General features: G+C 65.5%; 28 protein-coding genes and 1 tRNA gene. 19 read left to right on the forward strand and 10 right to left on the reverse strand.

The genetic code is table 11. The annotated features are described in order from the left end of the window. From EN990_RS15180 to EN990_RS15200, 5 genes are all read left to right on the forward strand, one after another. Positions 1-2,028, forward strand: a 2,028-nt coding sequence (locus EN990_RS15180) for a cobaltochelatase subunit CobN (protein ID WP_206526343.1), incomplete at its 5' end; no start/stop codon positions are given. Next, on the forward strand, positions 2,025-3,518 hold the full coding sequence (gene cobG, locus EN990_RS15185; protein ID WP_127385522.1) for a precorrin-3B synthase: 1,494 nt from the start codon (positions 2,025-2,027) through the stop codon (positions 3,516-3,518). The genes EN990_RS15180 and cobG, both read left to right, overlap by 4 nt. Positions 3,519-3,520: 2 nt before the next feature. Then, positions 3,521-4,153, forward strand: coding sequence for a precorrin-8X methylmutase (locus EN990_RS15190; protein WP_127370535.1), 633 nt, complete (start codon positions 3,521-3,523; stop codon positions 4,151-4,153). Beyond that, a complete protein-coding gene (locus tag EN990_RS15195) occupies positions 4,150-4,908 on the forward strand; it encodes a precorrin-2 C(20)-methyltransferase (protein ID WP_127385521.1) in 759 nt (252 codons plus the stop codon). The genes EN990_RS15190 and EN990_RS15195 overlap by 4 nt, the downstream gene beginning before the upstream one ends. Continuing rightward, entirely contained in the window at positions 4,905-5,669 is a 765-nt protein-coding gene (locus EN990_RS15200) for a precorrin-3B C(17)-methyltransferase (protein ID WP_024501370.1), read from the forward strand. Before EN990_RS15195 ends, EN990_RS15200 begins: the two co-directional genes overlap by 4 nt. Here the strand turns inward: EN990_RS15200 and EN990_RS15205 are convergent. Beyond that, positions 5,633-6,409, reverse strand: coding sequence for a cobalt-precorrin-6A reductase (locus EN990_RS15205; protein ID WP_127371420.1), 777 nt, complete (start codon positions 6,407-6,409; stop codon positions 5,633-5,635). The genes EN990_RS15200 and EN990_RS15205 overlap by 37 nt on opposite strands. Before the next feature lies 1 nt (position 6,410). On the opposite strand from EN990_RS15205, the gene cbiE reads away from it, so the two are divergent. The 8 genes from cbiE (at position 6,411) to EN990_RS15245 (ending at position 13,102) form a co-directional block, all read left to right on the forward strand. Next, positions 6,411-7,640: a precorrin-6y C5,15-methyltransferase (decarboxylating) subunit CbiE gene (cbiE, locus tag EN990_RS15210; protein ID WP_127385520.1), complete on the forward strand. Its 1,230-nt coding sequence runs from the start codon at positions 6,411-6,413 to the stop codon at positions 7,638-7,640. After that, the gene (locus tag EN990_RS15215) at positions 7,637-8,023 is read left to right on the forward strand and encodes a cobalamin biosynthesis protein (RefSeq protein WP_013531079.1); all 387 of its coding nucleotides are present in this window, start codon (positions 7,637-7,639) and stop codon (positions 8,021-8,023) included. Before cbiE ends, EN990_RS15215 begins: the two co-directional genes overlap by 4 nt. Continuing rightward, positions 8,020-8,784: a precorrin-4 C(11)-methyltransferase gene (gene cobM, locus EN990_RS15220; protein WP_024501374.1), complete on the forward strand. Its 765-nt coding sequence runs from the start codon at positions 8,020-8,022 to the stop codon at positions 8,782-8,784. The genes EN990_RS15215 and cobM overlap by 4 nt, the downstream gene beginning before the upstream one ends. Next, on the forward strand, positions 8,781-9,599 hold the full coding sequence (gene cobA / locus EN990_RS15225) for a uroporphyrinogen-III C-methyltransferase (RefSeq protein ID WP_024501375.1): 819 nt from the start codon (positions 8,781-8,783) through the stop codon (positions 9,597-9,599). Before cobM ends, cobA begins: the two co-directional genes overlap by 4 nt. Continuing rightward, positions 9,596-10,909: a cobyrinate a,c-diamide synthase gene (locus EN990_RS15230; RefSeq protein WP_064993762.1), complete on the forward strand. Its 1,314-nt coding sequence runs from the start codon at positions 9,596-9,598 to the stop codon at positions 10,907-10,909. The genes cobA and EN990_RS15230 overlap by 4 nt, the downstream gene beginning before the upstream one ends. Before the next feature lie 3 nt (positions 10,910-10,912). Beyond that, the gene (gene cobS / locus EN990_RS15235; protein WP_024501377.1) at positions 10,913-11,689 is read left to right on the forward strand and encodes an adenosylcobinamide-GDP ribazoletransferase; all 777 of its coding nucleotides are present in this window, start codon (positions 10,913-10,915) and stop codon (positions 11,687-11,689) included. Positions 11,690-11,741: 52 nt separating this feature from the next. Next, positions 11,742-12,752 (forward strand): nicotinate-nucleotide--dimethylbenzimidazole phosphoribosyltransferase, encoded by a 1,011-nt coding sequence (cobT, locus tag EN990_RS15240; RefSeq protein WP_064993764.1) that lies wholly within the window; start codon positions 11,742-11,744, stop codon positions 12,750-12,752. 89 nt (positions 12,753-12,841) lie between these two features. Then, positions 12,842-13,102, forward strand: a complete 261-nt coding sequence (locus EN990_RS15245) for a hypothetical protein (RefSeq protein ID WP_024501379.1) — start codon at positions 12,842-12,844, stop codon at positions 13,100-13,102. Positions 13,103-13,214: 112 nt separating this feature from the next. Here the strand turns inward: EN990_RS15245 and EN990_RS15250 are convergent. After that, a tRNA-Lys gene (locus tag EN990_RS15250) sits at positions 13,215-13,290 on the reverse strand. 106 nt (positions 13,291-13,396) lie between these two features. Continuing rightward, entirely contained in the window at positions 13,397-14,305 is a 909-nt protein-coding gene (locus tag EN990_RS15255) for a PhzF family phenazine biosynthesis protein (RefSeq protein ID WP_027160563.1), read from the reverse strand. Positions 14,306-14,406: 101 nt separating this feature from the next. Between EN990_RS15255 and EN990_RS15260 the strand changes: the two genes are divergently transcribed. From EN990_RS15260 to EN990_RS15275, 4 genes are all read left to right on the forward strand, one after another. Continuing rightward, positions 14,407-15,699: an efflux RND transporter periplasmic adaptor subunit gene (locus tag EN990_RS15260; protein ID WP_127369570.1), complete on the forward strand. Its 1,293-nt coding sequence runs from the start codon at positions 14,407-14,409 to the stop codon at positions 15,697-15,699. Positions 15,700-15,703: 4 nt separating this feature from the next. Beyond that, positions 15,704-16,417, forward strand: coding sequence for an ABC transporter ATP-binding protein (locus EN990_RS15265; RefSeq protein ID WP_027160565.1), 714 nt, complete (start codon positions 15,704-15,706; stop codon positions 16,415-16,417). Beyond that, the gene (locus EN990_RS15270) at positions 16,414-17,631 is read left to right on the forward strand and encodes an ABC transporter permease (protein ID WP_063168255.1); all 1,218 of its coding nucleotides are present in this window, start codon (positions 16,414-16,416) and stop codon (positions 17,629-17,631) included. Before EN990_RS15265 ends, EN990_RS15270 begins: the two co-directional genes overlap by 4 nt. A 133-nt stretch (positions 17,632-17,764) precedes the next feature. Next, complete coding sequence (locus EN990_RS15275; protein ID WP_127368756.1) at positions 17,765-18,007, forward strand: hypothetical protein; 243 nt, start codon at positions 17,765-17,767, stop codon at positions 18,005-18,007. Here EN990_RS15275 and EN990_RS15280 read toward each other — a convergent pair. Both EN990_RS15280 and EN990_RS15285 read right to left on the reverse strand, forming a co-directional pair. After that, positions 18,004-18,720 (reverse strand): hypothetical protein, encoded by a 717-nt coding sequence (locus EN990_RS15280; protein ID WP_127368757.1) that lies wholly within the window; start codon positions 18,718-18,720, stop codon positions 18,004-18,006. The two genes, EN990_RS15275 and EN990_RS15280, sit on opposite strands and share 4 nt — an antisense overlap. Before the next feature lie 3 nt (positions 18,721-18,723). Continuing rightward, a complete protein-coding gene (locus tag EN990_RS15285) occupies positions 18,724-19,836 on the reverse strand; it encodes an endonuclease/exonuclease/phosphatase family protein (RefSeq protein WP_024501382.1) in 1,113 nt (370 codons plus the stop codon). Between the two features lie 189 nt (positions 19,837-20,025). On the opposite strand from EN990_RS15285, the gene EN990_RS15290 reads away from it, so the two are divergent. Beyond that, positions 20,026-20,592 (forward strand): BA14K family protein, encoded by a 567-nt coding sequence (locus EN990_RS15290; RefSeq protein ID WP_013531066.1) that lies wholly within the window; start codon positions 20,026-20,028, stop codon positions 20,590-20,592. A 107-nt stretch (positions 20,593-20,699) separates the two neighbouring features. Here EN990_RS15290 and ilvC read toward each other — a convergent pair whose 3' ends face one another. The 3 genes from ilvC to EN990_RS15305 all read right to left on the reverse strand — a co-directional run bounded on the left by ilvC (position 20,700) and on the right by EN990_RS15305 (position 23,109). Continuing rightward, positions 20,700-21,719, reverse strand: a complete 1,020-nt coding sequence (ilvC, locus tag EN990_RS15295) for a ketol-acid reductoisomerase (RefSeq protein ID WP_013531065.1) — start codon at positions 21,717-21,719, stop codon at positions 20,700-20,702. Positions 21,720-21,819: 100 nt separating this feature from the next. Next, positions 21,820-22,533: a TetR/AcrR family transcriptional regulator gene (locus tag EN990_RS15300; RefSeq protein WP_244514306.1), complete on the reverse strand. Its 714-nt coding sequence runs from the start codon at positions 22,531-22,533 to the stop codon at positions 21,820-21,822. A 117-nt stretch (positions 22,534-22,650) separates the two neighbouring features. Beyond that, positions 22,651-23,109, reverse strand: a complete 459-nt coding sequence (locus tag EN990_RS15305; protein WP_064993769.1) for a MarR family winged helix-turn-helix transcriptional regulator — start codon at positions 23,107-23,109, stop codon at positions 22,651-22,653. Between the two features lie 99 nt (positions 23,110-23,208). Between EN990_RS15305 and EN990_RS15310 the strand changes: the two genes are divergently transcribed. Beyond that, on the forward strand, positions 23,209-23,955 hold the full coding sequence (locus EN990_RS15310) for a glutathione S-transferase family protein (RefSeq protein WP_027160572.1): 747 nt from the start codon (positions 23,209-23,211) through the stop codon (positions 23,953-23,955). Here EN990_RS15310 and EN990_RS15315 read toward each other — a convergent pair. Continuing rightward, positions 23,903-25,198 carry an NAD(P)/FAD-dependent oxidoreductase gene (locus EN990_RS15315; protein WP_127368758.1) on the reverse strand — a complete coding sequence of 432 codons (1,296 nt, stop codon included), beginning with the start codon at positions 25,196-25,198 and terminating at the stop codon, positions 23,903-23,905. The two genes, EN990_RS15310 and EN990_RS15315, sit on opposite strands and share 53 nt — an antisense overlap. A gap of 44 nt (positions 25,199-25,242) precedes the next feature. Beyond that, positions 25,243-25,653, reverse strand: a complete 411-nt coding sequence (locus EN990_RS15320) for a helix-turn-helix domain-containing protein (RefSeq protein WP_013531060.1) — start codon at positions 25,651-25,653, stop codon at positions 25,243-25,245. Positions 25,654-25,663: the final 10 nt, after the last annotated feature.

Raw genomic sequence — 25,663 nt, forward strand, 5'->3', positions numbered from 1 at the left:
GATAACTACATTGCCTTCTCGACGGAGTTGCCGACTGCGGCAATCACTGCGGTCGAAGCCGCTTGGGGCAAAGCGGAAGACGAAACAGGTTTGCGCGGAAGCTTCCCCTTCCGCGCCGCCACCTTCGGCAACGTCACCATCGCCCTCGCCCCCGACCGCGGCCGCTCCGTCGACCGCCGCGCCGACTACCACGACCCGACGCTGCCCCCGCGCCATGCGCTGATCGCCTTCGGCCTCTGGCTGCGCAAGTCGCTCGGCGTCCACGCGCTGGTCCATGTCGGCGCCCATGGCACGCTTGAATGGCTGCCGGGCAAAACCGTTGCTCTGTCGGAAAACTGCTTTCCGGAGATCGTCACCGGTCCCCTGCCCGTCATCTATCCCTTCATCGTCTCCAACCCGGGCGAAGCGGCGCAGGCCAAGCGGCGCATTGCCGCCGTCACCCTTGGCCATTTGCCGCCACCGCTGACCGGCGCCGGGCTGAACGAAAACCAGCACAAGCTCGAGCGGCTGGTCGATGAATATGCCCAGGCCGACGGGCTCGACCGTCGCCGCCGTGACCGACTGGCGAAACTGATCGTCGACACCGCGCAAAAAACCGGTCTCGCCTCCGAAGCCGGCGTCGCCACGACCGACGCGCCGGACGAGGCGCTGCGCCGCATCGACGCCTGGCTTTGCGATCTCAAGGATTTCGCCATCAAGGACGGGCTGCATATCTATGGCCGCGCTCCGGAGGATGAGCCCGACGCCATGCGCCGCCAGAGCGCTGAAGCCGAGAAGGCGGCGCTGCTTGCCGCGCTCGATGGCGGCCACGTCAAGGCCGGTCCGGCCGGCGCGCCTGCGCGCGGCCGCTCGGACGTCTTGCCCACCGGCCGCAATTTGTTCACCTCGGACCCGCGCACCATGCCGACGCCGACCGCCTATGATTTGGGCAGGGCAGCGGCGGAGGAAGTCGTGCGCGGCTACATGCAGTCGCATGGCGACTGGCCACGCTCGCTGGTCATCGATCTCTGGGGCTCGGCATCGCTGCGCACCGGCGGCGAGGAGATCGCTCAAGGCCTGGCGCTGATGGGCTGCCGGCCGCAATGGGATTTGGCCACCGGCCGCATCACCGGCATCGAAGTGCTGCCGCCGGCCACGCTCGGAAGGCCACGCGTCGATGTCACATGGCGCATATCAGGCCTGTTCCGCGACATGTTCCCGACCCAAATCGCGCTGATCGATGCCGCAGCCAACGCGGTTGCCGCGCGCGACGAGGACGATTCGGAAAACCCGCTCGCGGCCAAACCCCGCGCCGACGGCAAGATCAGCCCGCGCATTTTCGGCACCTCGCCCGGCACCTATGGCGCCGGCGTCGAGGATCTCATGTCCTCCGGCGACTGGAGCGCGCGCGACGAAATCGGCCGCGCCTATCTCGACGCTACATCGCACGCCTATGGCGGCGCCGGGGGCGAAGGCATCTCCGCGCCCGGCGTTTTCGAGGGCCGCATCGCCGAAGCCGATCTTCTCGTCCACACCGGCGACGACCCCGGCCGCGACATCCTCGAGGGCTCCGCCGATGTCGCCTTCATCGGCGGCTTTTCCGCAGCAGTTGCGGCGCTCGGTAGGAATGCCGACGTCATCGTGCTCGACACCACGGACCCGCAAAAGCCGAAGCCACGCTCGATCAGTGAGGCCGTAGCGCGCGTCGTGCGTGCCCGCGCCGTCCATCCACGCTTCATATCAGGCCAGATGCGCCACGGCCCGCGCGGCGCCTCCGAATTCGCCGAAACCGTCGACCGGCTGGTCGGCTTCGCCGAAACCACGCACGCCATTTCGGGAACGCTGATCGAGGCGGTTCATGATGCCTATCTAGGCGATCCCATGGTCCGCGCCTTCATCCTGCGCGAGAACCCCGCCGCGGCAAAAATCATTGCCGAACGCTTCCTGTCGGCGCGCCGGCGTAGTCTCTGGCATCCCTTGCGCAATTCCATCGACGACGATCTCGCAGCCCTGATCGCCGAGGCAGAAGCACTTGGGGTGGCGGCATGAGCGCCTTCTCGCGCCGCGGCGCCTGTCCGGCTTTGTCGGCACCGATGCAAACCGGCGACGGCCTGCTGGTGCGGCTCAACCCGGTTGCTGGGGGAATGTCGCCAGAGTCGTTGATCGGACTAGCCGAATCCGCTTTGCGGCACGGCAATGGCATCATGGAAGTCACCGCGCGCGGCAGTTTGCAGATACGCGGCCTGACGGCGCAAAGTGCTGCGCTGCTGGCGGCGGAGGTCGATGCGCTTGATATCGCGGTTCGCACCGGCGTGCCGGTCGAGACCGGGCCGCTGGCAGGCATTGATCCGCAAGAGATTGCCGACCCCCGGCCGCTGGCTGAACGTATCAGGGCTGCGATCGAAGAAGCTGGGCTCGTACAGCGCCTAGGACCGAAGGTGTCGGTCGTTGTGGACGGCTGCGGGCAACTCACCATGGATGCGGTCACGGCCGACCTGCGGCTTGCTGCAACGCGCACCGATGCGGGAGTTCGGTGGCGGGTGTCTGTCGCGGGCGACGGGAGGAATGCGAGGCCGCTGGCGTTTGCCGATCAAGGTGCGGCGCGCGATATTGCCGTTGCAGCTCTAAGGATGGTTGCAGAGAAAGGCCGCGAGGCTCACGCAAGGGATTTATCGGAGAGGCAATTAGTGTCCCTGGCGGGTTGGCTATGCTCGACGAGTTTGCGCGAGGCGCCCCGATCTGTCCTGCCGGACATCTCCCCCTCAGGGGGGGAGATTGGCAGCTTCGACGCCGGCTTTTCCTTAACAACACCGGAGATTGGCGAAACCATCGGTGACGGCGCAATCTCCCCCCTAGAGGGGGAGATGTCCGGCAGGACAGAGGGGGGCGCCTCGCGCAAACCTATCGGCCTTTTCCCCTTAGCCGGCCACGCCACCGCCCTCGGCATCGCCCTGCCCTACGGCAGCATGCCGGCCGACAAGCTCATCAGCCTCGCCCAACACGCCCTCGCCCTCGGCACGTCAGAAATCCGCCTCGCCCCCGGTCGCGCCCTGCTCTTCCTCGGTCAACCAATCGCCGCCAACCACCCCCTCCAGCACACCGCCGCCACCCTCGGCTTCGTCATCGCCCCCACCGACCCGCGCACGCGCATTGCCGCTTGCCCGGGCATGCCGGCCTGCGCCTCCGGCCGCATCGCCACACGCGACATCGCCGAGACGATAGCCGCTGAAACAGCCGACATCCTCGACTTCACCCTTCACATTTCCGGCTGTGCCAAAGGCTGCGCCCACCCCGGTCCGGCAGCGCTGACGATCGTCGGCGGCGAAAATGGAGCCGGACTTGTCGTGAACGCGACGGCAAAGGCCCTTCCTGCCGGCTACAGGCCGGGCTATGACGCCGCGCGCGGCATCGGCCGCGTCGCGGCGATGATCCGCAGCACACGATATCAAGGTGAAACCGCCGCCGCTTGCCTGACAAGGCTCGGGCCGGCCGGTATCGCCGAGGCCTACCGACAGGCCCAAACTGAAAAACGGAAATGAGCATGGCCGCCTACGACTACATCCATGACGGCACGGCGATCTACGAGCGCTCCTTCGCCATCATCCGCGCCGAGGCCGATCTGTCGCGCTTCTCCAAAGCTGAGGCCGATGTCGCCATTCGCATGATCCATGCCTGCGGCCAGGTCGAAGCTTCAAATCATTTTGTGTTCTCCAAGGATTTCGTTGCCGCCGCCCGCACCGCTTTGGCGGCCGGCGCGCCGATCTTCTGCGACGCGGAAATGGTCTCGCATGGCGTCACCCGCGCCAGGCTGCCGGCGGGCAACGAGGTGATCTGCACCTTGCGCGACCCGCGTACGCACGAAATTGCCAGGCAAATCGGCAACACCCGTTCGGCGGCCGCCATCGACCTCTGGGGCGAGCGCATGGCCGGCTCTGTGGTTGCCATCGGCAATGCGCCGACCGCGCTATTCTATCTCCTGGAAAAACTGCGCGATGGCGCACCAAAGCCGGCGGCCATCATCGGCATGCCGGTCGGCTTCGTCGGTGCGGCCGAATCCAAGGATGCGCTGGCCGAGAATTCCTACGGCGTTCCCTACGCCATCGTGCGTGGCCGGCTTGGCGGCAGTGCCATGACCGCCGCCGCGCTCAATTCATTGGCGAGGCCTGGCCTGTGAACGCCTTTCTCAAAGGCCGCCTCGTTGGCGTCGGCACCGGTCCTGGCGACCCCGAACTGCTGACCCTAAAAGCCGCCCGCATCCTGGCCGAGGCCGATGTCGTGGCCTATTTCGCCAAGCGCGGCAACAACAGCAACGCCCGTGCAGTCGTCGAAGCGCAGTTCCGGCCCGAAATGACGGAATTGCCGCTGCTCTATCCCGTCACAACCGAAATCGCCAGGGATCACGACGACTACCGCTCGCAGATCACGGCTTTCTACGAGGAGTCGGCCGAGAAGGTCGCCGAGCACCTCGAAGCCGGCAGAATGGTTGCGGTGCTGTCGGAGGGCGACCCGCTGTTCTACGGCTCTTACATGCATCTGCATGTGCGCCTCGCCCATCGTTTTCCGACCGAAGTCATCCCCGGCGTCACCGCCATGTCCGGCTGCTGGTCGCAGACCGGTATTCCGATCGTCCAGGGCGACGACGTGCTCACCGTGCTGCCGGGCACGATGAGCGAATTCGAGCTGAGCCGCCGGCTCGCCGACACCGATGCCGCCGTGATCATGAAGGTCGGCCGCAACCTGCCCAAGATCAGGCGGGCGCTGGAGGCTACGGCCAAGCTGTCGCGCGCCGTCTATGTCGAGCGCGGCACCATGGCCGGCAGCGTCTCGATGAAGCTTGCCGACAAAAAGGACGACAAGGCACCCTACTTCGCCATCGTGCTGGTCGCCGGCTGGTCCGGTCGCCCCGGCGCCGTGGGAGCACAGGCATGAGTGGCCGTCTCACCGTCATCGGCCTTGGGCCCGGCAATGCCGATCAGGTCACCCCGGAGGCCAGCCGCGCTGTCGCCGAGGCGAAATTCTTTTACGGCTACAAGCCCTATCTCGATCGGCTGGACCTGCGCCCGGACCAGACCCGCGTCGCTTCCGACAACCGCGAGGAACTCGCCCGCTCCAAGGACGCATTGAGCAAGGCCGCAGAGGGCCATGACGTCGCCGTGGTCTCCGGCGGCGATCCCGGCGTGTTCGCCATGGCGGCGGCCGTCTGCGAGGCGATCGAGGCCGGTCCGGTCGAATGGCGCGCGGTCGATGTCGCCGTGGTGCCCGGCATCACCGCCATGCTGGCGGTTGCCGCCCGCATCGGGGCGCCGCTCGGCCATGATTTCTGCGCCATCTCGCTCTCCGACAATCTAAAGCCATGGGAATTGATCGAACTGCGCCTGCTGGCGGCGGCCGGTGCCGGCTTCGTCATCGCGCTTTATAACCCGATCAGCAAGGCCCGCCCCTGGCAACTCGGCCGCGCCTTCGAGTGCCTGACCGCCATCCTGCCGGGCACCACGCCGGTAATCTTCGGCCGCGCCGCCGGTCGCCCGGACGAGCGTATCGAGGTCTACCTGCTGGCCGATGTCGAGGCTGAAAAGGCGGACATGGCGACCTGCATCATCATCGGCTCGCCGGAAACCAGGATTATCAAGCGCACGGAGAAGCCGGCGCTGGTCTACACGCCGCGCTCTTCCACGGGTCGGACAAAATGATCGACCCCAAATCGATCGACAATGGCGGCCAGCGCTTCGACGGTTTCAGCCGAGGGCACGTCCGGCAGATCAGGCCTGCGGATCATGACCACCTCGATGCCAAGCGCCCGCGCCGAGGCGATCTTGCCAAAGGTCGCCTCGCCGCCGCTGTTCTTGGACACCACGACATCGATGCGGTGCCTTTCGAGCAGCGCGCGTTCCTCCGCGTCGCGAAACGGGCCACGGGCCAACAGATATTCGGCGTCGGGCACGGCCAGCTTCGGCTCGACCGGATCGACACTGCGAATGAGATAGTGGTGCTGGGGCGCTGCTTCGAAAGCCGCAACCTCTTGCCGGCCCAGTGCCAGAAAAACGCGGCGCGGCGCCGGTCCAAGCGCTTGCGCGGCATCGCCGACCGTACCGACCAACGTCCAGCGGTCGCCTTCGACAGGATCCCAGCCGGGACGCCGCAGGGCAAGGATCGGCACGCCGGCCATGCGCGCGGCTTGTGCGGCATTGGCGGAGATTTGCGCCGCATAGGGATGCGTGGCGTCGATCAGCAGATCGGTGGCCGTTTCCGTGAGGTAAGCGGCCAGCCCGTCGGCGCCGCCAAAGCCTCCGCTTCGCACCGGCACGCCTTGCGCGACCGGGCTTTCGGTGCGGCCGGCCAGCGACAGTGTGACCGAGGCACGCGCCGCCAGTTTTCCGGCCAGTTGCCGCGCTTCGGTGGTGCCGCCGAGGATCAGGATACGGTGGGTCATTATGCCTGCTGAGCGTCAATCGCGAGCCGCCTGGCTGACAGTCGTCGGCATCGGCGAGGACGGTTTAGCGGGTCTCGGCGACGAGGCCAAGCAGCGGATTGCCCAGGCTGAGATCATCTTCGGCGGCAAGCGGCACCTCGCCCTTGTCGCTTCCTTCGCCAAGGGCGAGCCGCGCCCATGGCCGGTTCCCTTCGATGCCGAGATGGCTGACGTCCTGGCGCTTGCCGGCAGGAACGTCTGTGTGCTCGCGTCCGGCGATCCCTTCTTCCACGGCGTCGGCGCCACGCTCGCCCGCAAGGTCAAGGCGCAGGAGATGCACGTTATCCCCGCGCCTTCAGCCGTTTCACTGGCGGCCGCCCGGCTCGGCTGGGCGCTGCAGGATATCGAAACCGTCTCGCTGCACGGCCGGCCGCTCGACCTGATCCGGCCGCTGCTGCAGCCAGGCGCGCGCATCCTGGCGCTGACCTCGGATGCAGAAGCCCCCGCGGCGATTGCCCGCCTGCTCGCGGAACTCGACTTCGGCGCATCGCGGCTGACGATCCTGGAGGCGTTGGGTGGGCCAAGCGAGACCCAGCGCTCGGTCCGCGCCGATGCCTTCGACCTCGAAAACCTCAATCCGCTCAACGTGCTGGCGGTCGAAGTTGAATCCGGTCCGGACGCGCGCGTGCTGCCGCTCACATCAGGCCTTGCCGATCACCTGTTCGACCATGACGGCCAGATCACCAAGCGCGAAATCCGCGCGATCACCCTGTCGGCGCTGGCGCCGCGGCGCGGCGAGTTGCTGTGGGACATCGGCGCCGGCTCCGGTTCCATCGGCATCGAATGGATGCTGGCCCACCCTTCGATGCGCACTTTTGCCATCGAGGCCGATCCGGTGCGCGCTGCCCGTATTGGTCGCAACGCCGCTGCCTGTGGCGTTCCCGGCCTTGTCGTGGTCGAAGGCAGCGCGCCCAAGGCGCTTGCCGGGTTGGACACGCCAGACGCGATCTTCATCGGCGGTGGCGGCAGCGATGCCGGTGTCTTGAAAGCTGCCATCAAGGCCCTGCACACTGGCGGCCGTCTCGTGGCAAACGCGGTAACGCTGGAGATGGAAGCCCTGCTTCTTGCCCAGCATACGAAGCTCGGCGGCGATCTCACGCGGATAAACATCTCGCGGGCCTCGCCGGTCGGCTCGATGCAGGCCTGGCGGCCGGCCATGCCAGTGACGCAATGGAGCTGGATGAAGCCATGATGGTCGCAGGCATAGGCTGCCGAAAGGGCGTGGGCGTCGAAGAGGTGCTTGCGGCGATCGAAACGGCGCTGGAGGCGCATGGGTTGGCGATGACGGCGCTGTCGGCACTGGCGACTGCCGCGTTCAAGAAGGATGAAGAAGCGATCGCCGCCGCTGGCCGCACGCTGAGTCTTCCCGTCATCGTCGTCGACGACTCAGCACTTCAAGCTGCCTCGTCGGATACGCTCAGCCATTCCGATCTCTCGCAGGATGTTGCCGGCACACCATCGGTCTCCGAGGCGTCCGCCCTCGCCGTGGCCGGCACAGGCGCAAAACTGCTTGGCCCCCGCACAGTGCTCGGCCCGGTCACCTGCGCCATCGCCATCAGCGGAGATGCGCCATGACCGTTCATTTCATCGGCGCCGGTCCAGGTGCGGCCGACCTCATCACGCTGCGCGGCGCAAGGCTTTTGGCAAACTGCCCGGTTTGCCTGCATGCCGGCTCGATCGTCGCGCCCGAATTGCTGCAGCACTGCGCGCCGGGGACAAAGCTGGTCGACACCGCGCCGATGTCGCTCGACGAGATCGAGGCCGCCTATCTCGAGGCGCACAAATCAGGCCAGGATGTCGCCCGGCTGCATTCCGGTGACCTGTCGGTATGGAGCGCGGTCGCCGAGCAGATCCGCCGGCTGGAAAAGCACGGCATCCCTTATACGCTGACGCCGGGCGTCCCCTCCTTCGCCGCTGCCGCCGCAGCATTGCGCCGCGAGCTGACCATTCCCGAAGTGGCGCAAAGCCTTGTGCTGACCCGCATTTCCGGGCGCGCCTCCAAAATGCCACCCGGCGAGACGCTGGCCGGCTTCGGCCGCACCGGCGCCACGCTCGCTATTCATCTGGCCATCCACGCCATCGATCGCGTCGTCGCCGAACTGACGCCGCACTATGGCGGCGATTGCCCGGTGGCGGTCGTCTTCCGCGCTTCCTGGCCGGACGAGCGCGTGCTGACCGGCACGCTGGCGACCATCGAGGCACAGCTCGCCGCCGATCCGATGGAGCGCACGGCGATCATCTTCGTCGGCCGCTCGCTGGCGGCGCGAGGTTTTGGCGAGAGTTCATTATACGACGCCCATTATCAGCGGCGTTTTCGCGGACGGGACGGATTGTGAGCGGCAGCACCAAAAACACCGGCGAAAACGCCACGCTCGAAAAAGCCTTGTCCCGGCTGAACTTCAAGCCGCGCCAACTGGAGCCGGGCCATGTCTGGCTGGCCGGCGCCGGCCCCGGCGACCCCGGCTGCCTGACGCTTGAAGTGTTGGCGGCTTTGGCCGAGGCGGATGCGCTGGTCTACGACGCACTGGTGTCCCCTGACATTGTCGCAGTTGCGGAGAATGCCGAGCTTTTCTTTGCCGGCAAGCGCGGCGGCAAACCGTCGATGAAACAGGACGACATCACCGCCCTGCTGGTCCGGCTCGCACGCGAAGGCCGCCGCGTCGTCAGGCTGAAGGGCGGCGATCCCTATATTTTCGGCCGTGGCGGCGAAGAAGCTCTGGCGCTGGCGCGGGAAAGTATCCCGTTCCGCGTACTGCCCGGCCTGACCTCGGGCCTCAGTGCGCTGGCCGCGACCGGCATCCCCGCCACCATGCGCGGCATCAACAAGGCGGTGATCCTGGCCACCGGCCACGCCGCCGGCACCGATGACGATCTCGACTGGGCAGCGATCGCCCGCACCGGCCAGCCTGTGGTCGTCTATATGGGCATGGCCAATCTGCCCTTGATCGCCGCAGCACTGCTCGATGGCGGGCTGGCGCCGTCGACACCGGCGGCAGTGATCGTCGCCGCGACGACGCCGCAGGAACGAACCGTCGTCGCCACGCTCGCCACCATTGCCGAGGAAGCAGCGGCCGCCGGTCTCGCCTCGCCGGCGCTGATCGTCGTCGGCGGCATCGTTGCCATGCGCGCGGCCCTGGCGGGGCAAGCATGACGGCCCGCGCCATCATCATCGGCGCGCCGCGCTCCGGCTCCGGCAAGACCAGCGTCACCATCGGCATCCTGCGCGCGCTGACCCGGCGCGGCTTGAAAGTGCGCGGCGCCAAATCCGGCCCCGACTATATCGACCCCGGCTTCCACACCGCCGCCACGGGCCTCTCCGGTGTCAATCTGGACAGCTGGGCGATGCCGCCATCGCTGCTCAACGGGCTTGCCGCGCAAGCCGCCGATGACACCGATTTCGTCATCCTGGAAAGCGCCATGGGACTGTTCGACGGGATACCCGCGGCTCCCGGTCGAACCGGCTCGGCCGCCGACCTCGCCCGCCTCTACGGCCTGCCGGTGCTGCTGGTGCTCGACGTCTCCGGCCAGTCGACCACGGCGGCGGCTGTCGCCAAGGGTTTTGCCACCTATGATCCTGACGTGCGCATGGCCGGTGTCGCGCTCAATCGGCTGGGCAGCGAGCGCCATCGCAAGCTGTGCAGCGAGGCCATCGAGGCGATCGGCCTGCCGGTCGTCGGCGCCATCCTGCGCGATCCCACGCTGAACCTGCCCGAGCGCCATCTCGGCCTTGTCCAGGCTGGCGAATATGACGACCTGATGGCGCATCTCGACAGGCTGGCCGACATGGCGGAAAAGTCGCTCGATCTCGATGCGATCATGGCCCTGGCGACGCCCCTCACTCCGGCGCCCGGCGGTTTCGACGACGCGCTGGCGCCGCCCGGCCAACGCATCGCGCTGGCCGAGGATGCCGCCTTCACCTTCCTCTATCCGCATGTCGCCGCCTACTGGCGCAAGGCGGGTGCGGAAATCGTCCCGTTCTCGCCGCTCGTCGACGAAGCGCCCGACGGGACCTGCGACGTTTGCTGGCTGCCGGGCGGCTATCCCGAGCTTCACGCCGGCAAGCTCGCCGCCGCCGCGACTTTCCGCGCCGGCATGGCGCGTTTCGCCGCGACGAAGCCCATCCATGGCGAGTGCGGTGGCTTCATGGTGCTCGGCGAAGCTCTGGAGGACGCGTCGGGCGAAACGCATGCGATGCTCGGCCTGCTCGGCCACGCCACCAGCTTCGCCAGGCGCAAGATGAACCTCGGCTACCGCGAGGCGCGGCTGCGTGCCGATTGTCCGCTGGGTGCACAGGGCGCGCTGATCCGTGGCCACGAATTCCACTATGCGCAGATGACGGCCACCGGCAATGACGAGCCGCTGGCCGACCTTGCCGACGGCCAGGGCAATCCGATCGGCGCCTCGGGCTACCGGCGCGGCCATGTCAGCGGCACCTTCTTCCATGCGATTGCGAGGGGCTAGAGCATGAAATTCGGGAATCTGGCCCTCTCACCACGACAGGTCGTCGACGACATCGCGCTCTGCCTGGTCTTCTTCACCAGGCTGCCGCTGCCCGTCTTCGATTTTCGCGGCCGCAGCCTTGCCGCGGCGATCTGGGCCGCCCCCATCGCCGGTCTCGTCGTCGGCCTGATCGGCGCCATCGTTTTTGCCACGGCGGAACGGTTCGGCCTTGCCATGGGGCCGGCGGCCGCACTTGCCCTTGTGGCAACCCTGCTCACCACCGGCTGCCTGCATGAGGACGGCCTGTCCGACGTCGCCGACGGGTTTGGCGGCGGCAAATCGCGCGGCCGCAAACTTGAGATCATGCGCGACAGCCGCATCGGCGCCTATGGTGCGGCGGCGCTGGCTCTGTCGCTGCTGGTCCGCTGGAGCGCGCTGTCGGAGTTCGTCGATCCCACACAGGCCCTGTTTGCCCTCCTGGCCGCACACGCGGCCTCGCGCGGCCTGCTTGGCGCTTTCATGCATCTCTTGCCTCCAGCGCGCGTCGACGGCCTCTCGGTCGACGCCGGCACCGTGTCGCAGGAAACCGCCATGGCCGGCGCCTTGCTCGGCGCGATCCCGCTTCTCTTGCTCGGGCTGGGCGGCGCCGTCTTCGCGCTGATCCTGCTTGGCCTGCTGTTTGCCGCATTCCGCGCCCTTTGCTTCAACCAGATCGAGGGCCAGACCGGCGACACGATCGGCGCCTTGCAGCAGGCAAGCGAGATCGCGGTGCTGCTCGTCGCTTCCGTAGCGCTTTCCTGATCCCTTTGGCCTGATCCCCATGGCCTGATTCCTTTTCGGAGACTTTGCCCCCATGTCCTTCAAGTCCCTTAGTGAATTGCGCGCCGCCTGCCTCGACCTGCCGGCTGGCAGCGATGCCGCGGCCAATGCGGTCGCACGCCGCCAGGACACGCTGACCAAGCCGCAAGGCAGCCTCGGCCGGCTCGAGACCATCGCCGCGTGGCTGGCGCGCTGGCAGGGCCGCGACATGCCGAAACTCGACCGCGTCAAGGTTTTCGTCTTCGCCGGCAACCACGGCGTCACCGCGCAAGGTGTGTCGGCCTATCCCTCGGAAGTCACCGTGCAGATGGTGGCGAATTTCGCTGGCGGCGGTGCCGCCATCAACCAGCTTGCCCGCATAGCCGGCGCCGAACTCGACGTCATCCCGCTCGATCTCGACCATCCGACCGGCGACTTCACCCAAGGTCCGGCAATGGACGAAGCGCCCTTTCTGGCGGCGGTCTCGGCCGGCTATGATGCGGTGACGAAGGATCTTGACCTTATCTGCTTCGGCGAGATGGGCATCGGCAACACCACGCCGGCGGCTGCCATCTCAGCAGCCCTGTTCGGCGGCGGCGCGGAAAAGTGGACAGGGCGCGGCACCGGCGTCGATGACGCCGGCTTGAAGCGCAAGGTGGTCGCCATCGAAGCCGGCCTGAAGCGCCATGCCGCAGCCCTCGCCGACCCGCTTGCTATCGCTGCCGTGCTCGGCGGACGCGAACTGGCCGCCATCTTCGGCGCCACGCTCGCCGCCCGACATCTCGGCATACCCGTGCTGCTCGACGGCTTCGTCTGCACCGCCGCCGCAGCCCCGCTGTCGAAGCTGCACCCGACCGGCCTCGCCCACACCATCGCAGCCCATGTCTCCGCTGAGTCAGGCCATCGCGGCCTGCTCGAAGCGCTCGGCCTGCCGCCGCTGCTCGATCTCGGCATGCGGCTCGGCGAAGGCTCCGGCGCCTGCCTCGCCGTCAACATCGTCCGCTCGGCGCTGGAGTGCCATGCCCGCATGGCGAGTTTTGCAGAGGCTGGCGTTTCGGAGAAGTAGTTATTCATTCCCCGTATCGGCCGACAAAGATGCCGTTGTCACGACAAAGGAGGCATCTTACCGTAACGGCGATTCTCAAATAGATTTTTGTGGATGAAGAAATTTCATCCTGCCGCAGCTGCGGTGTTATCGCCGGGGCGGTCGCTGTTGTGTTCCGTCACAGCAGCTATTCAAGTCATGGCCCGATCGACACCGGCATTTTCGTTGTCTTCCTGGTCTTCTTCTGGTGGCCCATCAGCGATTTCTCCGGGGGAAAAGACGGAATTGGCGCCAGCGATGCTGCAGCCGGGGAAAAGAGCCTTGCTTTTCGATTCGGCCGGTTTCTGACCCGCATTTTCCAACGCGGCTGAATCGCCACAAGATCTGGATAGCGCGGTTAAAGAATCACAGTCAGACAGCCTGCCCGAGACGCGCCAAACGCGTCTCGCTTTCAGGGTCTTTCCACCAACTCTTCTAGGAATTTGGTGGGTGCGCACAGGATTGAACTGTGGACCCGCTGATTAAGAGTCAGCTGCTCTACCAACTGAGCTACGCACCCACTCGGCCGGCAAAAACCGGCGTTGGCGGGCATATAGCCGCCACCATCGGTCCTGTCCAGCCCTGCCGGAATCATTTCCCGACAAATCGACCGAGCATGCGTTCGATCAAACGAACAGCTTGCCCTCCGCCACCTTGATTGCGTTGCCGCCGATGCGCGCCGAGGCCAGTTTTCCGCCTTGCACGGTCAGTTCGAGGCGGATGCGCGATGGCCGGCCCATCTCCAGCCCCTGCTCGATCCACAGCTGTGAAATGCCATCGGTCGGCGCGTCGAAATGCATGATGGCGCCGGCAAAGGCGGCTGCCGCCGAACCGGTCGCCGGATCCTCGTAGGAAGGCGTGCCGGGCACGATCATGCGCACATGGAAGGCGCTTTCGTGGTTCACCGTCTCGCGGCAGTAGACATAGGGGCTGGCGAAGGCCCACTCGCTCTTGCGCGGCGCCAGTTCCGACCATGCCTGGTTGTCCAGCCGGATGCGGCCCGCCGCCTCGAGATTGGCAACCGGGATGGTGACGTAGGGCACGCCCGCCGACCAGAACGCGACGCGGTGATTCTCGAAGCCGATCTCATGCGGCGTCAACCCAAGCGCGGCACCGATCGCCTCCGGATCGGCATCGAGCTTCAGCGGCTCCGGCAGCTTCGCCAGATCGAACTCGGCAAAAGTGTTGCCGTCATGCTTGCTGACGGCGCACCGCACCGGACCGATGTTTTCCTCCAGCACGAAGATGCCGGCGCCGCCCTCCTCCGCAAGTTCGGCCAGCGCGATCGCGGCGCCGACCGTCGGATGGCCGGCGAACGGCATTTCATAGTCGGGCGTGAAGATGCGGATGCGGTTTTTGTGCTTGGGATTGTCCGGCGGCAGGACGAACACCGATTCGGACAGGTTGAATTCGCGCGCGATGGCCTGCATCGCGGCCGTGTCCAATCCCTTGCTGTCCAGCACGACGGCCAAAGGATTGCCGGCCAGTCGCTCGGTCGTAAACACATCGTAAAGCAAGTAATTCCGGGTTTTCATTCCTGCCTCAATCCCAACATGGGCGAAATTTAATTTGATATTTGAACCGGTAAGCCTGATCTGTGCACAGATAGGGACATTGCGCATTATAGGGGTCCAGCGTGGACCAGATTGTCAATCTGCCAAAGACGGAATCGGATTCCGCCATCGAGACGGCGCTTGGGCTCGACCAGACAGGCCGGCGCAGATCGCGCCGTCGTGGGTGGCTCTATGCGTTGCTGGCGCTGATCGTGCTCGTCGCCGCGCTTGGCGTCTATCAATGGTATGCCGGCTCGCCGGCCAGGATTGACTACACCACAGTGCCTGCCGCCAAGGCCGACCTCACAGTCGCGGTGTCGGCGACCGGCACGCTGCAACCACTCACCCAAGTCGATATTTCAAGCGAACTGTCCGGCATCATCCGCTCGGTCTCGGCCGAGGAGAACCAGCAGGTCAAGAAGGGTGACGTGCTGGCGACACTCGACACGGTGAAACTCGAAGTCCAGATCGAGCGCGCCGAAGCTTCGGCCAAGGCCGCCGCCGCCAATGTCGAGGACGCCACGGTTACGCTGGCCGAAAACGAGAAGGCGCTGGTGCGCGCCGCCGAACTGACCAGGCGCGGCATGGCGACCGACCAGTCGCTTGAAGCAGCAACCGCCACGCGCGACCGTTCCAAGGCAGCTCTAGACAGTGCGCAGGCCAACCTCGCCATCGCCCAGGCCGACCTCAAGGCGCAGCAGACCGACCTTGCCAAGAGCACCATCTATGCGCCGATCGACGGCATCGTTTTGACGCGCTCGGTCGATCCCGGCCAGACGGTCGCCTCCTCGCTGCAGGCGCCGGTGCTGTTCATCATCGCCGCCGATCTCAGGAACATGGAACTGGTGGCGGCGGTCGACGAGGCCGACATCGGTGCGGTCAAATCCGGCCAGCATGCCCGCTTCACCGTCGATGCCTTCCCCGAGCGGCCGTTCGATGCCGAGATCCGAGACATCTCCTATGCCTCGGTCACCACTGACGGCGTCGTCACCTACAATGCGCGGCTCGAGGTCGACAACAACGAGCTGCTGCTGCGGCCCGGCATGACCGCCACCGTTTCGGTCGTCACCAAGCAGGCCAAGGACGTGCTCACCGTACCGGCCACCGCCTTCCGCTATCGTCCTGCCCAACAGGCCGCACGCGGCTGGAGCCTCAGCGACCTGTTCACCGGCCGCATGGGCCGCCCCGGCGGCAACCGCCAGCGCCAGGCCGCCACAGTGCCCACCGACGGCTCGCGCACGCTCTATGTGCTGGAGAACGGGCGTCCGCACCCGGTCAACGTCAAGATCGGCTCGACCGACGGCGAACTGACCGAGATCATTTCTGGCCTCGACGAAGGCGCACAGGTCATCACCGCGTCGCAGCAGCGGAGCTGATACCGTGGCTGCCGGTGCTGCCCTCATCACCTTCGACAAGGTCTGGAAGAGCTATGGCCAGGGCGAGGCCAAGGTGCATGCGCTGGCCGGCATTGACCTCGCCATCCGGCGTGGCGAATTCGTCGCCATCATGGGGCCGTCCGGCTCCGGCAAGTCGACGGCGATGAACATCATCGGCTGCCTCGACACGCCGACGGCCGGAACCTATTCCTTCATGGGCATCGACGCCGGCCGCCTCGACCGCAACCGCCGCGCCATGCTGCGCAACCTCTATGTCGGCTTCGTCTTCCAGGGTTACAATCTGCTGGCCCGCACCACGGCGGCCGAAAATGTCGAACTGCCGCTGATCTATCGCGGCGTGGCCGCCCGCGAGCGCCGCGACCTTGCCATGCAGGCCCTGGCGGAGGTCGGCCTTGTCGGCCGCGAGCACCACACGCCGGCCGAACTGTCCGGCGGCCAGCAGCAGCGCGTGGCGATCGCGCGCGCCATCGTCACGCGGCCGACGCTGCTCGTCGCCGACGAGCCGACCGGCAATCTCGACACCGCCCGCACGCACGAGATCATGGAGTTGCTGACGCGGCTCAACAAGGAGCTTGGCCTAACCATCGCCATGGTCACCCACGAGGCCGATGTCGCCGACTATGCCGAACGCACCATCCGCTTCCTCGACGGCCACGTCGCCTCTGATTCCAGGAAGCTGGAGATCGCACAACCATGATCTGGGAAACCGTCCGCCTGTCGCTGCGCTCGATCCGCCGCAACGTGCTGCGCTCGTTCCTGACCTTGCTCGGCATCGTCATCGGCGTTGCCGCCGTCATTGCCATGCTCACCATCGGCTCGGGCACCACGCAGAAGGTCAAGGCCGACATCTCCAAGCTCGGCAGCAATCTGCTGGTCGTCCGCTCCGGTCGCCCGGCCGGTCCCGGTGGCCCGGGCGGGCTCGACCAGGTGGTGCGTCCGCTGGCCGAAAAGGAGCTGGCGGCGCTGGTTGCGCATCTGACTGGCGCCCGCGCCATTTCGCCGGCTTCGCAAAAGCAGGTCCGGGTCATCTTCGGCACCGAGAGCCTGACCTCGGGCGTCACCGGCACCGACAGCGCCTATCTCGATGCGCGCGACTGGAAACTGGTGTCGGGCCGCCCGTTCAGCGATTCCGAAACCCGCTCGGGCACCGGCGTGTGCCTGATCGGCGAGACGGTGCGCCAACAATTCTTCGGCGCTGGCGATCCCGAGGGCGAGATCATCCGCGTCAACCGCACCTCCTGCAAGATCATCGGCCTGCTCGAGCCCAAGGGCTATACCGGCTTCGGCCAGGATCAGGACAATGTCGTGCTGATGCCGCTGCACGCCTACCAGCGCCGCATCGCCGGCAACCGCGACATCGACAACATCTACATCGCCGCCGATGACCGCACGCCGACCAGCGAGCTGCAGCCGCGCGTCGAGGACATTCTGCGCGACGCCAGACGCATCACGCCCGATCGTGAAAGCGATTTCGCCATCCGCGACATGACCCAGATCGCCGACGCCATGGCCAGCGCCACCACCACCATGACCGGCATGCTGGGCGCCGTCGCCGGCGTCAGCCTGCTGGTCGGCGGCATCGGCATCATGAACATCATGCTGGTGTCGGTCACCGAACGCACCCGCGAGATCGGCATCAGGCTCGCCATCGGCGCGCATGAAAAGCACATCCTGATCCAGTTCCTGGTCGAGGCCACGGTGCTGTCGCTGCTCGGCGGCATCATCGGCATCCTGATCGGGCTGGCGCTGGCCGGCCTCGCCGCGGTGACGCTGACCATCCCGTTTGCGCCGAGCCCGGCGGTGATCCTGCTCGCCGTCGGCTTTTCCGCCCTGATCGGCATGGTGTTCGGCTTCTTCCCGGCGCTGCGCGGCGCCAGGCTCGACCCGATCGACGCACTTAGGCACGAATAGGGCAACCGGCCGAAACGCGGCCGGCGCTCCGACGGGTTTTTGCACAATCTTCGACATTTCCACCCAGCCCCGCCACTGTCGTCGCGCCGTTCATGATGCTAGGGCAATTCACGCTTGGGTGGAGGAATAGCCAATGAGCAAGAAGGCGCGACTGATCCTGGCGATGGTCATCATCGAGGCCTTCCTTGCAGGCATCTGGTGGTATCTCGCCCGCTTCGGCATGGCCAATCCCGATCGCGTCACAGCCGATTTTCAGGCAGTCGTCGGCCAGACCATGGGAATGGCGATGGGCGGTTTGCTGGGCATCGGCTTCATCCTGTTCCTCGTCGCCGCCCGCAACGATCGCAACGCGGCACAGAACAAGACGCGCCCTTAACTCCCGTTTGCGAAATGCCACTCGATCAGCGGCTTCATGTGCGGTGACAGGCCGACCGGCAGGTCGGCGGCATGGCGGATGATCACTGGCCCGTCGATCTCCGGCTCGGTTTCGGTGGCGACGAAGGCTGAGATGCGCTGGGCGATCTCGTCGGCGGGCGCCGCCGCGTGGTAGCGGCGGAAGATCACCGTGCCACTGTTGCTCGACATGGCATGGTAGCGCTTGCCGCGTTCAGCACCTGACAGGTCGAGCCCTGTTTCCTCGCGCACCTCACGCATCATGTTGAAATCGACATCGACCAGGCCATCGCGAAAATCGACCGGCTCGAATGAGCCGGCGGCAAAATAGACGCGGCCGGCGTTGACCGTGTGCGGACCCATGCGGATCGCCACCAGCGCATTGTCGGCAGCCACCAGCATGGCATGGGCATAGGCATGCTCGGCGCCCGAATTCTCGCGCCGCTTCCGCCACAGCATGAAAGTCGAATAGTTGACCGCATGGCAGCGGCCGGCGAGACGGTTGTCGCGGTAGGCAAGCTGCGACAGCAGCACCACCATGCCGTCGAACAGCGCCGGATTGGCAGCGATTTCGTGCTGCCAGTTCTCGGCGATCGCCTCTGCATTGTCCCTTGCGAACGGGTGCGGACCGGGATCGAGCCGGACGTCGATGGCGTCGACCGGCAGGATGACGTTGCGTGGCAGGTCGAAACTCATGCGTCAGGTCATGTCCAGCGTGATCGCCACCGGGCAATGGTCCGACGCCTTCGGCCGGTCCCAGCCGGCACGCGGAAACCGCTCCACTTCCTGCCCCGGCGGAAAGATGGTGCGCCAGGGCTGGCCGTTGCGGATGATGTCGGGAACAGCCGTCGCGTTGCTGGCGGCGAGCCCCTTCGACAGCAGGATGTAGTCGAGCTGGCACAGATGCCGCTCTTCCGGTCCGCGCGTGTGGTAGAAACTCCAGCGGTTCATCTCCGGCCGCCGCTCGACGACGTTTTCGCAGAAGCCGCCGGCCGTCAGCACGTTGATGCAGGACAGGGCTTCGTCGACGACCTCGAAGCGATAGCCGTCGATCGCATCGCCGGCCACCTTCACACGCTGGCGGTAATCGTTCATGTCGCCGCAGATTGCCCAGCGTTTGTCGGCGGCATAGTCCTTGCCGAAGCGCTCCTCGATGATGCGCCGCACGGCCTGCGCCTCCGCGATGCGCACCGGCATCGTCGCCTCGCGCCCGTCGAGCCCGTTGCGCGGCGAACCCATCGACTTGAAATGCACGAGATAGAGCGTCAGCGGCACGCCGCCCACGGTGACGTCGATCTCCAGGCAGTCGCGCCGGAAAATGCGCTCATTGGCCTGATTGCCCAGTGCCTCGAGTTCCGGCGTGTGCAGCCCGAACTGCTCGTAGGTGACATAGGCGTGGCTGGTCATGCGCACGAATTCGATCGGCTGGCCCTGGGCGGTCTCATTGCGCATCATCACGGCAACGTCGATGCCGCGTGAATCATTGCCCGATGTGGTGTATTTCTGCCGGTAGCCCTGCCCCACCATCTTGAACAGATAGCCATATTCGAAGGCCTTCAGCGCCTCGATGTTGTCGACCTCCTGCATGCAGATGATGTCGGCCCGGGTGGCAGCGATTGCCAGCGCCGTCAGCTGGCGCGTGTCGTCGGATTGGGCGATGGCGCGGGCCTGCTCCAGCATCCTGTATTCCGCCTCGCTCTGGATATCGAACAGCGCCAGCGTTCGATCCTCGTTGAGCTGGTTGCGATAGCCGGAATAATCGAACCTGTTCATCAGGTTCTCGACATTGAAGGTGGCAAGGCGCAGCGACATGCCATGACCTTTGCCCGCAAGTGCTTCGGAAAACAAGCGCGCAGGACCACCATCTGAGATCGATTGGTCCTGGGTGCGTTCGCGTCATGGTTGACGGAACCTTTCCGTTCATCCGCCGTTCAGATGCAAACATCCATTGTTGCCCCATTCCTCGGGTGGGCGTGGGGCCTGTAACTCTTGGAGAGTGCAATGAATTCGCTCTTTTCTTCCACGGTCAAATCGGGGCTGCTAGCCCTGGGTATCCTCTCCGGCGTCACGGCACCGTCCGCCGCCGGCCCGATCATGCAACCGGACCTGTCGATTCCCACCAGCACCGCGGCGCCGAATGTCACGCCGGTCCGCGACAGCTGGGCGGGCGGCAACAACAACCGTCAGTTCAACAACGACAATTGGAGATGGCGCCGGTCGGGCAATTGGGACGGCGGCCGTCGGCACTGGCACGGCGGCGGCGGTCACTGGAATGGTGGAGACAACTGGCGTTGGCGCCATGGTCGCCATCACTATCGCGGCGGCCGTTACTACGATGATGGCGCGAGTGCCGCGATCCTGGGCCTTGGCCTGGGGCTTGGCCTCGGCAGCATGTACAACAACTACGACTACTATGACCGGCCGGCGCCGCGCCGCTACTACCGCGCGGGACGGCTTTCGAGCGCCCATGTCCAATGGTGCTACAACCGCTACCGGTCGTACCGGGCCTACGACAACACGTTCCAGCCCTACAACGGCCCGCGCCAGCAGTGCTACTCACCCTATTGATGGGCTGGCCCTGTAGCTGAGCTGACCGACAGAATGAAAAAACGGCGCCACGTGGCGCCGTTTCTTGTTCATGGAAGCTGCTATTTTCGAGCGCTTGTGGATTTCGCTCAGTTCTTCGCCTTGTCGACCAGCTTGTTTTTGGAAATCCACGGCATCATCGCGCGCAGCTTGGCGCCGACTTCCTCGATCTGGTGGCTGTCATTGTTGCGGCGGATGCCCTTGAAGCGGGACATGCCGGCGCGGTACTCCTGCATCCACTCCGAGGTGAATTTGCCGGTCTGGATGTCCTTCAGCACGCGCTTCATCTCGGCCTTGGTCTCGGCGGTGATGATGCGCGGACCCGAGACATATTCGCCCCATTCGGCGGTGTTCGAAATCGAGTAGTTCATGTTGGCGATGCCGCCTTCATAGATCAGGTCGACGATCAGCTTGACCTCGTGGAGGCACTCGAAATAGGCCATCTCAGGCGCGTAGCCGGCTTCCACCAGCGTCTCGAAACCGGCCCGGATCAGCTCGACCAAGCCGCCGCACAGCACGACCTGCTCGCCGAACAGATCGGTCTCGCATTCCTCGCGGAAATTGGTCTCGATGATGCCCGAACGGCCGCCGCCGACGCCGCAGGCGTAGGACAGTGCCAGGTCGAGCGCATTGCCCGAGGCATCCTGGTTGACGGCGACCAGGCACGGCACGCCGCCGCCCTTCTGGTATTCGCCGCGCACCGTGTGGCCGGGACCCTTCGGCGCGATCATGACGACGTCGACCGTCGACTTCGGCTCGATCAGGCCGAAATGCACGTTGAGGCCGTGCGCGAAGGCGATCGCGGCACCATCGCGGATGTTCGGGGCGATCTCGTTCTTGTAGATGTCGGCCTGCAGTTCGTCCGGCGTTGCCATCATCATCAGGTCGGCCCATTTGGCCGCGTCCGCCACGCTCATCACCTTGAGACCGTCGGCCTCGACCTTCTTGGCGGTTGCCGAGCCGGCCTTGAGGCCGATGGCGATCTCCTTGGCGCCGGAATCCTTGAGGTTGAGCGCATGCGCCCTGCCCTGGCTGCCATAGCCGATGATGGCGACCTTCTTGCCCTTGATCAGATTGAGATCGGCATCACGATCGTAATAGACGCGCATTTTGTCTTCCTTCCCGTTTATAAATCAGAGCATGATGCCGAAAAGTGTGAAGCGGTTTTCGGACGACATCATGCTCTATCTTCTTGATTTAGAGACGGATTCAGATTTCAGGTCGACTTGACCTGAAATCATCCGGCTCTAGGGCCTTGCGGCCGGTTGTTGCTCCATGAAGAGCGAGAAACTGCTGCGTCGCCCGCGCGGCATCGCCGCCGATCGCCGCCTCAGTCAATTCCAGCCGGTCGCCGAGCAGCAGACGGATCTGCACATCGCGGGCGACCAGCCCGAAAAAGGTGCGGAACGCCGTCTCGGCATCCGCGAAATCCAAAAGCCCGGTCCGTCGGCCGGCCTCGAGCACCGGCTTCAGCCGCTTGGCCAATGCGAAGCGGCCGTTCTCCAGCACCACGGCGCCGAGATTGTCCTTGCCGGAGCCCGCATGGCTGACCGCCACCCGATTGAGCGCGATCGACGTGTCGCTGGAAATCACCTTGAGCCAATCCGAGGCGAAGCGCTCGAGGCTCGCGGTCAGCGAGGCAAGATCGAGCCCCTTGCGGTCGACCGGTGCCACCCGCACTTTAGAGGCCTGCCATTGCACCGTCGCCGTCAGCAGCCCGTCGCGGTCGCCGAACCATTTGTAGAGCGTTTCCTTGGAACAGCTGGCGCGGCGCGCCACGGCGGTCATGGTCAGCTGGTCGCCCTCTTCGACCAGCAGCCGCAACGCCGCGTCGAGCACGGCCTTCTGCCGCTCTGTCAGCGCTTCGCTGGTGTCGATGTCAGGCACGATGTGCAACACGCTCTTCTCTCGAAAGGTCGGCATTCCCGATAAGCCGTACCGTACGTTACGGTTCTGCATATTGCGCGATCCGAGGCCGTGCGCAAGAGGACGAGAGCAAAATATCTGCAAAATGGACAGGCGCTGGCGCGACAGGCTCGCTTAATCGCTGGCTGGCGGATGGCGCAACCGTCCAAGCAGTGCCGAGACCATGGTCAGCTCATCCGCCGACAGTTTGGCGCCAACCAGTTCGGCGATCGAGCGTCCGTAGACAGCCCACATCTGGCGGCGTGTCTCTCGCCCCTTGGCCGCGATGCGGATGGTCTGGCCACGGCCGTCATCGGCCACCGGCAGTTTCTCGACGAGCCCATCGGCCTCGAGCCGGGTCAGCAGGCGCGAAATGTTGTATTGCGCGAACAGCGTGTGCTCGATGAGCTGGAACGGCCGCAGCCCGCCCTCGCCCGCCTCGGCGAGTTCATGCAGCACGTCGTACCAGGCAAGTGGGGGCAGACCGGCGGCCTTCAACGCCTCTTCGGCGCTCTCCATCAACTGGCGCGATACGCGCATCAGGCGAGCCCAGGCCTTGATGGCTTCGGGCGAAGGCGCGGCTTTCTCGGTCATGGCGCACCTTAGACGATAGATGCAATTGCATCAAGCTTGACGATCAATGCATATGCATCTACATAGATGCAATTGCATTAATCAGGGAAAGCCAATCCGATGAAACACGAAATCTGCAAACGCGCCGACAAGCTCATTCTCGTCAGCCATCACCTCTGCCCCTATGTGCAGCGCGCCGCGATTTCGCTCACCGAAAAGGGCGTGCCGTTCGAACGCGTCGATATCGACCTCGCCAACAAGCCGGACTGGTTCAAGGCGATCTCGCCGCTCGGCAAGGTGCCGCTGCTGCGCGTGCAGCGAAATGGCGAGGAAACGGTGATCTTCGAATCGGCCGTCATCCTCGAATTCCTCGAAGAGACGCAGGCCAATCCCCTCCACCCTGCCGATCCCTATGCCCGCGCCCGGCATCGCGCCTGGATCGAGTTCGGTTCGGCAACCCTCAATGCCATCGGCCGGTTCTATTCAACATCGACCGAGGCCGGCTTCCTTGACGAATCCAGCGCGCTGTCCGCCATGTTCGACCGTCTCGAAGCCGAGCTGGCGGACGAGCCTGGCGGCCCCTGGTTCGCCAGCAAGCACTTTTCGCTGGTCGACGCCGTTTACGGTCCGGTCTTCCGCTATCTCGATGTCTTCGACCGGATCGGTGATTTCGGCATTCTTGACCGTAAGCCCCTCGTCCGCGCCTGGCGCCAGGCTTTGAGTGAACGCCCGTCGATCAGGCAAGCCGTGGCGCCGGACTACCCACAGCGCCTGCATACCTTCCTGCGGGCAAAGGGATCGTACCTTTCGAGCCTCATTGGCCAAAACGATCCGGCCACCGCGCTTCGACCAGTCCTATCCGCTTGAACGGATCGATTACGGTGCCGGCCACCATCGAGGCGAGAAACTGCGGCGCCGGCGGGATTTTTGCCACCGTCGCCACAAGCCTGTCGCGGATGAAGGGCAGCGCCACCGAATCCGACTGGTAGAACGGCGTGAACGCCAGCGACAGCGCCTGGAAGATGCGGACATGCCAGCGCCGCGCCCTCGCATAGGCTTCAAGTGCCGCTTCGATACTGTCCGTCCGCGCCAGCGCATGGCTGAGCGCCGCGGCATCGAGCAGCGCCATGTTGGCCCCTTGCCCGAGCTGCGGGCTGGTCGAGTGCGCCGCGTCGCCGATGATGGCCAGCCGCCGCCCAACCGGCCGCTTCATCGTGTGGTGGCCATAGCGCGCCAGCGAGAGCTGGTCGAAACTGTCGATCTGGCTGACATACGCCTCGCTCTGCGGCCACAGCCGGATCACCCTCTCCTTCCAGGCATCCAGGCCCCGGACGCGCACCTCATCGGCGTTCGACGGCTTCAGGCTCCAGAAGAAGGCCGCCATCTTTTCAGCGCCCGGCTGCGGCCGGCCGATCGGCAGCACGCCGATCATCACGCTCGCTCTGTCGTAGCGTTGCAGCAGCGCGCGCTCATCGAAACCGTCGCCGCGCCAGCCAAGCGAGGCCCAGAACGCGCCATAGGTGAGCGGTCGTGGCTCGCCTGCAGCGCTTGCGCCGCGCAGTTTCGAGCGCGAACCGCTGGCGTCGATGACGAGGTCGAACGGCCCCGCCCTTCGTCCGTTGCCGCAGATCAGCGTCGTCCGTTCGCCCGTCTCCAAGGCCTCGACCTCGACGCCGGTTTCGATGGCGATCGCTTCGCGTTGGGCGGCGCGGAAGAGCACGCCGAACAAGGCCGCCCGGTGCACCGCCAGCCCGAAGCGGCCACCGCGCTGCGCATCGTAGCGGACATCGAGCACGGTACGGCCTGTGGTGGCATCGGCGCCATGCAGGCGGTCGATGCGGCTGCCCAGCGCCAGCATGTCGTCAAGCAGGCCAAGATCGGCCAGCACCGTCAGCCCTGTCGGCTGCAGGATCAGCCCGGAGCCGACCGGCTTCGGCTCATCGAAGCGCTCAAAGACCGTGACCTGATGCCCGGCGCGCTTGAGATAGAGCGCCATGGCCAGTCCCGCCGGCCCGGCGCCTGCTATTGCGATGTCGTAGGAAATGCCAATGCCCCCAAAGCCGAACTGGCCGGGACAATCCTTCAGCAGCCCGGCGAAATCAAGCCGCACCCTGGGGCTTTAGCGGTCGTTCAAGCCTGGGCCTTGGCGGCCGTTCAAGCCTGGGACGCATCAAAATCGGCGCGCGCTGCGCGCACCGCATCATGGTTGAGTTCGGCCCACAGAATCAATTGGTGAAAGGCGCCGAACATAGAGCGCCCGAGATCGGTCAGGCTGTATTCGACGCTCGGTGGTTTGGTCGGGAACACCTCACGATGCACATAGCCATCGCGCTGAAGATCGTACAGCGTCTGCGTCAGCATGCGTTGCGAAATGTCGGGCACAAGGCGCCGCAACTCGCCGAAGCGATAGGGTTTTTCAGCCAGCGCCATCATCAGCAGCGATCTCCATTTGCCGCTCACCCCTTGAATGACCTCGCGAACCGGACAATTGGCAATATTGCCGCCGCCTGAGATGGCCTTATAGACCTCCAACTTCGATTTCAGATTGATGACCTTGCCGTCCATGGCTGGTTCC

It is taken from the genome of Mesorhizobium sp. M7A.F.Ca.US.005.03.1.1 (assembly GCF_003997975.1).
GTDB classification, from domain to species: Bacteria; Pseudomonadota; Alphaproteobacteria; order Rhizobiales; family Rhizobiaceae; genus Mesorhizobium; species Mesorhizobium ciceri.